Below are 11,684 nucleotides of genomic sequence, written 5' to 3' on the forward strand. Positions count from 1 at the left end.
TATTAATTGTAATATTTAGAATTCATATACACTCAATTCAATGTTATATCCTCTAAGATACTATCTAGTTCTTCTTTGCTTAATTTGGTTACCGTGTAATCTGAAGCAGTTTTCTCACTGCTTTCTCTCTTCAAACAGAACTCGGCAATCTGCTCAGCCATCGTATCAAGCAGCGCCAAGAGCTCTTCAATCTCTTCTTCACTGAACATTGCGCGGGGATATCGCATTTCTATGGATATTGCCGATTCCACTCGAACTGCGACGATATCCAGCACCCATTGGCTCTCCCATTCGTCATCAGTGGTGACTTCGCCTGGCAAATGGTTAATATTCATTTCTGAATCATTTGTATTTCCTTGCACACCAAGATAATTAAAGCAAACCGCAGGTACCAGACTTTCCAACAAGGCTCGATCCTGATCTTCCAGTCCTGAATCCAATTGACGAAGAACACCATATCCAAAGCCCCGTCTAGGTACTCCGCGCACTGCTTCCTTAGTGTTCTTAATTGTATCTCCAATTCCGCTGACCGCCTTTAGCAACAACGGATAGGTGCTCGTAAACCAGCCAATCGTCCGGCTGATATCTAAACCTGGAGCGAAGTCCTCTCGTCCATGGCCCTCAAGGTTGACTAATAGAGCCGTTGTCTTAAACCATTCACACAATGCACGAGCCAGAACACTTAGCAAGAGATGGACAGTCTCGGTGTGATATGCAGAGTTGGCATCGCCACATAGCGCTCGGCCAACGTCTCCCTTAATCCAGTATTCTGCTCGCGCAGTATCCTTGCGCAAGACATTTACCGGGGCAAGCGGTGACGGCAATTTCCTAACCTCATTGGCTAATTCCAGCCAATACGGCAGCTCATCTCTAGCGCCTCCGGATCGGGCCCATTCTGTTAGCTCCTTGGTCCATGCGGAGAATGATGAGGTCTTCTTGGGTAGCGAAATCTCTGCATGTTCTAAACAGGCCTGAAAATCCTCCAATAGCACCCCCCACGATACAACATCCATAGCCATATGATGCACTGCAATGAATAGTTGACCTGCCTCTTGGCCTGACCCAATAGCTGCAGCCACCAGCGGACCTCCGTCAAGATGGATATGTTTTTGCACTTCAATCATTGCTTCATGAAGCGCATCTTCATTTAAATGCGGTGGCAAGTCCGTTAAATAGTACATCGGACCTTCATCTGGACTCCGCAATCGCATCCTTCCATCCGATGATACTGTCAGCCTAAGGGCATCATGATGTCTGCATATACTGGTCAACGCCGCTTGAATTTTTGTACGATCCCAGCTTGTATTGCTTCTGATGAACATGGCCTGATTGAACCGTCTGCCGGCATTCAACTCATTACTTAAAAACCAACTCTGAATAGCGCCAGGAGCACAGACGCCTTGAATATCGTGCTGCTCAACCTGCATCTTGAGTTGCATATTTAGATGTGGAGCCAAGGATTCAATACTCTGATTTTTGAACAAATCCTCCATCTTCACGCTATAGCCTTTATCTTGAAGTCTTGCGATTACTTGGATGGCTTTGATCGAATCGCCGCCCACATTGAAGAATTTATCATCCATGCTTGGCGTACGAATGCCCAGAACTTGAGACCATACATCGGCCAGCAACAATTCATGTTCATTGCGGGGCGCGCGAACCGGTTTCTGTGCACCTGAGAAGGGTCCGGGAAGTTGACTCTCGGCAATCTTTCCATTCTTATTGAGCGGTAAGACGGAGATAGGAATCACAAACGATGGCACCATGTAGCTTGGAAGAGTCTCTTCTAGCGAACGGCGTACATTCTGGCACCCAACTTCACTTGAATCCCCATCAAGGACTACCCACAAGCAGAGGCTCCGCACTCCTGCTTGATCCACATGAATTCCAGCATACGCTCCTATTACAGAGTCCAGGCAATTGGCGGTCGTTTCAATTTCCCCCAGCTCAATGCGATATCCTCTAAACTTCACCTGCTGATCGCTGCGACCCAAATATTTTAGAAGTCCGTCAGCCCCGCGAACCACCAGATCGCCACTGCGGTACAACCTTTCATCCGGCTGGAAGGGATTCTTAACAAAGCGCTCTCTCGTAAGCTCCGGCTGGTTCAAATATCCTATTGCCACACCAGGCCCTCCAATGTACAATTCCCCTGGCATTCCAATAGGCTGGGGATGCATCCGGTTATCCAGCACATACAATGAAGTGTTGCCAATAGCATATCCGATGGGAATTCCTTCATCTCCCGGCAAACAGTCTATTGCATACGTCACAGCGAACACCGTTGTCTCCGTAGGTCCATAGCCATTAATTAGACGATTAGGACCTATGCGTTCGTAAGCTTTCCGCACATGATATAGCGATGCTGCTTCACCACCAAAAACGACTTTTCGAGTAGAATCAAAGCATTCTAAATTGACATCAACCATCGCATTGAACAGAGAAGTAGTAACGAAAAGCACAGATACCTTGTTTCTCAAAATGATTTGGCTCAGCACTTGGGGATTGGTGACCTCATGCTTATGAAGCAATACGAGCGCTGCGCCATTTAATAATGCATTGAAGATGTCGAATACTGAGCCGTCAAAGGAGTAATTAGACAACTGCAATAATACGTCATCAGGAAGGATGTCAAGATACCTTGAATTACGCACCAATCTTATAACTGATTTGTTGCTTACCAGAACACCCTTAGGCGTTCCAGTAGAACCTGATGTGTACATGGCATAGGCTGCAGTATTACCATCCACTTGTAAGGCAGGATTGGCGTCAGAAACATCAGGATTTAGCGCATTAAGATCCAGCACAGGATTTTCATAATCAAGGCATTCCCTATATTTATGGAATAATTCTCCATGAGAAAGCAAAAGCTTTGCCCCACCATCCACCAGCATCATTTGCAAACGAGCCGTGGATAGTTCAGAATCCATTGGGATATAATAGCATCCGGCTTTTAGAACACCTATTATTGCAGCAATCATATCGAAGGAACGGTTTAATAAAAGAGCTACACCGGATCCGGGTTCAACACCATGCGCAGCAATCTCTCGCGAAATACGGTTGGCCCAAGCATTCAGTTCCTCATAGCTCAGGCGCTGGCCATCCATGATTAATGCGTCTACCTTGCCTCGGCGATCGACCATCTCTTCGAAAAGGGCGGGAATTCCCCGTTCATCAGGATATGGCATCTCAGCACGGTTCCATTGATTTAGAATCAAATCCATCTCCCCCTCCTCCATCAGATTCAGTTCATCTAAGGGAGAAGACGGATTATCCACTATGGAGGCAAGCTGCCGTTCAAATCGCCTAGCCATTCGTTCTATAGTGGAATGCCTATAAAGAGCTTCTGCATATTCCCATTCCATAAGCAGACCTTCCGGGGTTTCTCTTGCACTTACCGTAATATCAAACTTTGCGGTTCTCGAATCAAACTCTATAAATTTCTCATCCGAGCCCGACAGTCCCATGTCAACGTTTTGTAGAGCAAAATAGACATCAAACAAAGGGTTACGGCCAGGAATACGCTCAGGCTGTAAATCCTCGATCAAAGCTTCGTAAGGATATTCCTGATTATCAAAAGCTGACATTACCGTCGTTTTAAGTTGACCCAGAAAATCATGAAAGCTCTCCATATCGGTGGATCTTGTCCGAATAGGCAGCGTGTTAACGAACATCCCTACAATCTCTTGAAACTCCAGATAAGGTCTTCCGGCTACCGGTGTTCCAATGACAATATCACGGCCGCCTCCCAGACGGGCCAAAAGATTGTGAAAGGCTCCCAGCAGGACTGTAAACAAAGTCGCTCCAGCGTTCTTGGCCAACTGCTTCACCTGGGCTGTCAGCGCACCGGGCACCATATGAATAACCCGTGAGCCGCGGTAATCCCGTAACGCCGGACGGGGCTTGTCCATATAAAGATCCAGCACAGGTATTCCATCAGCGAACTGCTCCATCCACCATTGACGCTGCTTCTGCAAGGCTGTCTCATCAAGACGCTTCCGAATCAGTGCGGAGGCTTCCCGATATCCCATCAACAAAGGTGATAATGTCCTGTTCTCGGCCAAAGCCATGTATTCGGCAAAGAGTATCCCCATTGAAGCTCCATCTGTAATGATATGGTGCAGATCAATAGCTAGATAGGCCTCATGACCATTGATCTCGAAATATCCAGCCCTTACCAGCGGTGCCGTTTCCAGATCAAACGGTCGGACAAATCGTTGAAGCTCTGCCTGTAGCATGTTCATCCGGATATCCGCATGATCTTCACACTCCAGTAACTTGCGCTCTACATTAAAATTCACGTTGGAACGAATGACTTGCACAGGCAATCCATCTTGCAGATGGAACGATGTACGCAAACTTTCATGACGTTCGATCAGACGGCGCATTATTTTTTCAACATCGTCGATATTTTCATGCTTCCGAATTCTCGAAACTCCCGTAACGTTATACGCTACCGAATCGGGCATCATACTCACCGACAGGAACGTTCTGCTCTGGGCAGGAGTAAGCGCCAAGGTATTCTCCTCACCTTGAGAGCGTTGAATAACCTGAGCTTGTACGGTAGACCCCTCCAGCAGAGAATCCAGTACTGCATCTGTGAAACCGAAATCCTTGAACACGGTTTGCACAAAATCGCTAAAGACCGGGAAACCCAAAAGCGACGACGGGGGTAATTCTAGGCTGTACGCTGTATTAAGCACTTGGATGATTCTGAGCGCATTGATAGAATCACCACCAAGCGCATAGAAATCATCCTGAGGATGAATGACTGGATACCCCAATACCTCAGACCATATCCAGGCCAATAAAACCTCTACGTTACCAGAAGCCTCATGCTCTGCAGGTAATCGGGAACCTGATGCTACTGCTTCCTTCCATATTGATACAGCATCGAACTTCATACTGTTCCCTGTTTCAGACGCCTCTGACTCGCTCTCCCCTAAGTTCCGGGGAGTTTCATCCCAGTAACGCTGATTGTTAAATACCTGGGGAGGTAGCGGAGTTCGTCTTACTGACTGATTCGCATAGATCCCCTCGAAGTTAACGTTAACCCCGGTGATATATAGTTCAGCCAGTGACATCCATGCATTTGGCATTTCCCGCATTTCCGGATTTGCCAGAGACGCTACAAGACTCTGCATGGCAGTCTCGCTATCCACAGTCTGCTCTTCCTTCTGAGCAAAGGTAGAGGATTCCGGTGTTAACCACAGGCTAACCCCTTCTCCCGACTGCTGATAGGTATATGTATCCCATCCTCCTTTGGAGATAGCTTTCGCCAAGACCTCAAGTCCAGCTATGAGACCTTGGGCATTCCGGCATAGTATAGCTGCGCGCACATGATGATGCTCGCGCCCTGTACTGGCAGTAAAGCACATATCATGCCAACGCATGTTTGGATGCTTCTTTACATACCTCAGATGGTGCAGAACCGTTTTTTCCAAAAGCTTAATGTTACGTCCCGATAAAGGATACAGGCTCAGCCCCTCATCTATACCAGAACGTTCATCAATCGGAGCTTCTTCTACCACCAGATGACAATTTGTACCCGACAGACTAAAGGAGCTGATTCCCGCACGCCTTGGGGCCATGCCAGCATCCCATGATGTTAAAGTGTCTTGGATGTAAACTGGGCTGTTGCAGAAATCAATATATGGATTTGGCATTTGAAAGTTAATTGTTGGAGGCAACGCGCGTGCGCGCAAGGATAAGAGCACCTTAATCAGAGAAGCCATTCCAGCCGATCCTACCGTGTGGCCTATATTGGACTTAACAGACCCAATGGCACAAAATTGCCGCTTGTTCGTAAACTTGGAAAAAGCGCCGGTCAGTCCTTTTATCTCGATAGGATCGCCTAAATGGGTCCCCGTACCATGTGTTTCAATATAAGAAATCGTTTCAGGAGGTATTCCCGCACGCTCCCAAGCCTTTAGCAAGACTTCCTGTTGTGCACGGGCACTTGGTGCAGTCAAGCCGTTGGATTTCCCATCATTATTAATCGCAATACCGCGAATGATTCCATATACATGATCCTGATCAGCCAGAGCTTTCGACAACGGTTTGATAAATACCGCTCCTACACCTTCACTCCAGACAGTACCACTTGCGCCGCTGTCGAAAGCTCTTACAATATACTCACTGGACTGGGTCTCATTATCAAAATTCACCGGGTCTAAAAAGAGGTTGGCACTCCCTATAAGAGCAGAATCACAATCGCCTTGCCGGATAGCCTTAATGGCATAATCCAATGCCACCAGAGCTGAGGAACAGCCGGTATCGAGTACAATCGCTGGCCCATGAAGGTTCAACAGATAGGATAAGCGGCTGGCCAAAACACCTGTCCATGATCCGGTCACAGTTGTAAAATCCTGATCCGACACAAAGGGCATATAGGACATGCTCAATCGGTGTGTATGGTCATTGCCCACAAAGATCCCTACGGAACGTCCTTGTAACTGGCCGCGATGATAGCCTGCATCTTCTATCGTTTCTATAAAGGTCTCAAGCAACAGACGATGATAGGGGTCTAGGTGTAAGGCCACTTGAGGTGGGATATTGAAGTATTCCGCATCAAAAGCATCAATTGACTCCAGGAATCCCCCTTGACGAAGGGGCCCCTTAATCTTGCGGATACGTTTAAAATCTTCGAGTCTCGCAGCCGGGAACGGCGTAATGGACTGGCGGCCAGCAGAAAGATTATCCCAGAGCTGGTCAGGATTGTCGGCATCAGGGAAATGGCAGGACATGCCCACTATTGCTATAGGTTCAACATCACTCTTAGCTGTACTCCCCAGTTCCTTCAAGTATTGCTTCACCAAATTTGGATCAAGCTCCCGTTCTTTCACTTTAGACAGAAGAAACTGAATCAATTCCTTTTTGACATTCATACTATCCTTCGCCACGCTGTCCCCCCCCAGTAGACTTATCTAAAAAGAACTCCAAAAATTCTGTTCCGCTCAATTCTCTCTCTAAGAGTTCCATGAGTTCATCCACCACATCATCCGATTGGCCTGCAGTTAATGATTCGTCAGGCACAGTATGTTGTCGTTGGCTGTCAATGAAGTCTGACATGTCATTAACCGAGGGATATGAAAAGATGTCCGAAATATCAACAAGTCCCGGGAACTGATCTTCAAGCAGCTTCAATAGCTGCGTAGACATCAGAGAGTTCCCCCCCATATCCTGAAAGCTTGCAAATACATCTATTTCACTTAGTCCCAGTACCGCAGCAAAAATATTACCTAATGTACGCTGCGTATCGGTTATCTCGACAACTCCCTTTAATTTGACCGATGCCTCACTCTGACTTTGGCCTGATCCCTTATCACTGGCAGCCAACGGTATAGAAATTTCTGGAGCCAGCCGGAAAGGCAGATCATCAGCAAGTTGAGCCGCCAGTCTCGTATTAAGAGCTGCCGGAACGATACGCTGCTTAGGATGAACAATCAAGTATTCAAGCCAGTTAAGCCCGTCCTCTACATCTAGATGGCTGAAGAGGTTATCAGCAGCATCTATACTGAAATCTACAGACATGCCTACCTCCTTCCAGCTCGGCCAATTCACTGAGATGACCTTAAGCCCCCGTTGTCTGCTTGCAGACTCAGCGAAAGAGTCAAGGAATGCATTCGCGGCAGAGTAGTCACCTTGCCCTTCTCCTCCGGTCAATGCTGTGATTGAAGAAAAGAGTGCCAAAAATCCCTTGCCCTCTTGCGGTAGAAGAAGATGCATCAAATTCATCGTGCCATCTAGTTTAGGATTCAGTACCTGCGAGAACTGCTCTTTATCCTTAGACATCAAAAAACCGTCTCCCGCTACACCAGCGGCATGAAAGATTCCTGCGATCTCTCCATAACGATCCTGCAGGGAATCTCCTAATACTCGGACACTATCACGATTTGAGACATCAAGGCTTATATATTCCAAACTTCCTAACCGGGATTTTAGATCAATCAGTTTGCAATATAATGCTGTCCTTTCGGAAGGTCCTGATTCCGATAAACTCTTCCATTCATCAGCCGGCGCTATAGGCGTTCGGCCCAGCAGTACGACGTTTGCCTTGCCTTTCTCAGCCAAACGTCCAGCCACAGCAAGACCCACACCGCCTAGACCACCGGATATTAAATAGACACCTGTACGCTCCATTGAAAGACTCGTGTTCAGCGGCACACGATGCGGCCGCAGTTCCTCAATGAAAACTCCCGAAGTACGTAATGCCCGTAGTCCGGCTCCTTTGAACCGGAACAACTCATCCACTACGGCAATTTCAGAGACCGGCCCCGATACGTCCACAATGTCTACATTTAAGTGCTTATACTCCTGACCGATTACTCTTCCAAGCGCTCCTGTAGCCGCCGAAAGGGGAACGATCCACTCCGAATGGTCTACAGCCCAGGCATCCCGTACCAATACTTTTAGACCGCCGGGCCATTTGGACTTTCCGTTCAGAATGCTCTTACATAGCTGGAACAAGGCATCCACGCCGAGACTGCGTCTTTCGGCAAACCCCAGATCAGATTCCCCAGCCTCTAAGGTGTAATCGCATGAAAACAGCAGTCCCTTGACTCCGTTCTTCTCGGCAATTGACAATATCGTATCCATACCTTTTGGATCTGGTGTATAAGCAGGAGCAGCTTCTTCCTTGTTATCCGCTGCCAGCAGAAAGGTCACCACCTCGACTCCAGCTACTTCCAAAGCGTTCCGCAAGCCCTGATAGCGACTTCCTTCGGTTGCAATGAGCGCCCACGGTCCGTCCTTCTCTTCATACAATGACTTCTTCGACTCTTCGCGGGCTACCCATGTCATCTGTAAGCAGGAACCTGCTGTATCATCACTGCCTATTAAATCGAGGTCATGCACCCGCTTAACAGAATAATCGCTGATTTGTGCCGCAATCCGTCCTTCAGCATCTACAATATCTATGTCATAGGTCATAGTCTCGCCTCTTCCATCCTTAGCAGTATGGAGGCGGATATGAGTATATAATTCCTGTGTAAACGAACGATAGAATCTTAGCCGCTTGTACATGAAGGGAAGGAATGTCTCCCCCGTACTTTGGCTGGTCAGATTAACTGCATTGTCCAGTAGCGAAGGATGTAAAGGATAGATATTAAGCTCCTGCTGTAAATTCTCTGCTAGCTGCAAACGAGCCAGTGTTTCAGAACCAATCCGCCAGACTGCACGTACCGTATCCCAGTGGGGACCGAATCTAAAAACTCCAGTGTCGTGGTCATCTATGAAAGGATCTTGCACCTCATCTGCCCGGGACTTGAGATCCGTTAGATCCATCCGATCCTGACCTAATTCAACATCCAAAGCATATACCTTACCCTCTAAGTGGGAAATCCACTCCCCAGCCTGATTACAGCTCGCCACAGAGAACGAGTACCCGGACTCCCTTGGCGTTAGCGTTAATTGGGCCAATACTTCAGCCTCTTCTTCAACGATCAGAGGAAACAGAAAGAATACATCACGAAACTCAATGCTCTCCTGGCCAAAAGCTCGAGCCGCAGCAAATCGCACCATTTCCAGGTAGCTTGTACCTGGCAGCACAGCTTTGTTGCTTATCCGGTGGTCCGACAGTACCCAATGCTTATCAATTCTGAACGTTGTTTGATAGCTGTGTTTTCCTTCATGGGCTGGAAGCTTCTCTTCTACCAGAGGATGCAGATTATCTGCGGGCTTTGTGCGGATTTTGCTGACCTTGGGATCAGCCCACACACGTATTCGCTGTAATGGATATACTGGAATAGGTATCCTTCTGCGAGATTCTTTATGATAGAGAAGCTCCCAGTTAATATCGGCTCCTTCGACATAGTGCCGGCACACTCTCTCAAGTATCGATGCGTCCGATGAATCCCCGTTCAGATAATCCTTCATCTTAAATGAGGCTAATTCACTAAGGTTATTACGTGTGTACACGCTAAGCTCACCAGATTCAAGCAGTTGCTTCTTCTCACTTACAATCATGTGATAGCCCGTGTATACTCCGGTTAACCCTAGGGGACTCCCTCCGTTATTCACTAAGGCCTTTACTTTCTCGCGCAGTTCATTCTCAGTTCCTGCAATAATTACAGTCCTGTATTCATAATGTCCCCGGCCAATGTTCGAGGTGTAACATAAGTCAGCCAGATTCCATGAATCCCCTTCTAAAAATGGCATGTAGCGCTGGAGGTATTGCTGCATCACCTCTTCATTCTTAGCGCTAATGGATAGACAATACCGGGGCTGCAAAGCTGGCTTCGGCTCCATATTAGGTGCTTCTTCGACAACCAGATGACAGTTCGTCCGACTGAAGCCGAAGGAACTGATTGCAGCCCGGCGGGGAATTCCATTAACATCCCAGGATTGCAGCTTGTTATTTACATAGAAAGGACTTTCAACGAAATTAATATACGGGTTAGGCGTATAGAAATTGATTGTAGGCGGCAATTCCTTATGCTCCATGGACTTAATAACCTTAATCAAGGATGCCACACCGGAGGCAGCAACCATATGCCCCATGTTGCTCTTCAGTGATCCGATGCCGCAGAATTGCCGCCGGGATGTATATCGGCGAAAAGCACTCATCAGTCCCTTTACCTCAATGGGGTCGCCCAATACAGTACCTGTCCCATGGGCTTCAACATAAGAGATCGTTTCAGGCGGAATGCCCGCTTTTTCCCAAGCATCGACAATTACATCTTCTTGCGTTTTTGCACTTGGTGCTGTCAAGCTATTCGTTCTGCCATCGTTATTGATGGCGCTGGCTTTTATTATGCCGCGGATATGGTCTCCATCCTCGAGTGCCCGATGCAGTGGCTTAAGCAGGACTACTCCGGCTCCCTCTCCCCATACTGTACCGTTAGCCTTTGCATCGAAAGTCTTGACTAATTCATCGTTTGACTCCACGTTTTCCATGTTCGCCCCTTCTAAGTAACGAGGCTTTATTTCACCTGTTGTCGTCAGATTAAGACCTCCGGCAATCGCTTGATGGCATTCACCAGCAATCAGAGCTTGAGCTGCCATATGGATACTAACCAGCCCTGCAGAACAAGCCGTATCTATGATCATAGAGGGTCCCTTAAAATCGAAAGCATACGAAATCCGGCTGACAATCATACTCTCCCACGAGCCCGTGAGCTGCATAGGATGCTTATCAGAGCTAAGCCGGTAAAAAGAATAATTGGTTTCATCCCTGCCTATATAAACACCCGTCCGGCTCCCGATCAGAGAATCACCGCCGTAGCCTGCATCCTCCATAGCCTCCCATGCAATCTCCAATGCTACACGCTGATTGGGGTCCATGTACGTTGCCTCAGTGCGGGGTATTCCAAAAAAAGCGGCATCGAACTTGTCTATTTCGTCTAAATATCCGGCCCGGACGTTAATGTCAGGAATATCCTCAGGATGTATTGCATTACCGAGCATAAACTCTGAGTAATGCGGGTTACGTAATACATGTTCAATATCACGAAGCCTCTCCGGAGGGAATTCACGGATGCCATTCACACCGTCCCTCAAGATTTTCCAGAACTCTTCAGTATCATTGGCACTTGAGAAACGGCCTGCCATCCCAATAATCGCGACGTCCCGCTGAACGGATTCAGTAGTTTTCATCAGTTCTGTAAGCAAGACCTTCGCTTCGTCTTTACTCAACTGTTGTTTAGCGACCTGGGACAATATATATTTTTTTAGCTCTTCCATCT

2 protein-coding genes are annotated in these 11,684 nt (G+C 47.5%); both read right to left on the reverse strand.

Annotated features, from left to right (window positions below):
• Nucleotides 1-32: 32 nt before the first annotated feature.
• Nucleotides 33-6,902, reverse strand: a complete 6,870-nt coding sequence (locus C162_RS20610) for a non-ribosomal peptide synthetase (protein ID WP_051493783.1) — start codon at nucleotides 6,900-6,902, stop codon at nucleotides 33-35.
• Nucleotides 6,889-11,682, reverse strand: coding sequence for a type I polyketide synthase (locus C162_RS20615; protein WP_051493784.1), 4,794 nt, complete (start codon nucleotides 11,680-11,682; stop codon nucleotides 6,889-6,891). The genes C162_RS20610 and C162_RS20615 overlap by 14 nt, the downstream gene beginning before the upstream one ends.
• Nucleotides 11,683-11,684: the final 2 nt, after the last annotated feature.

Source organism: Paenibacillus sp. FSL R7-269, assembly GCF_000517865.1.
Classification (GTDB): domain Bacteria; phylum Bacillota; class Bacilli; order Paenibacillales; family Paenibacillaceae; genus Paenibacillus_AQ.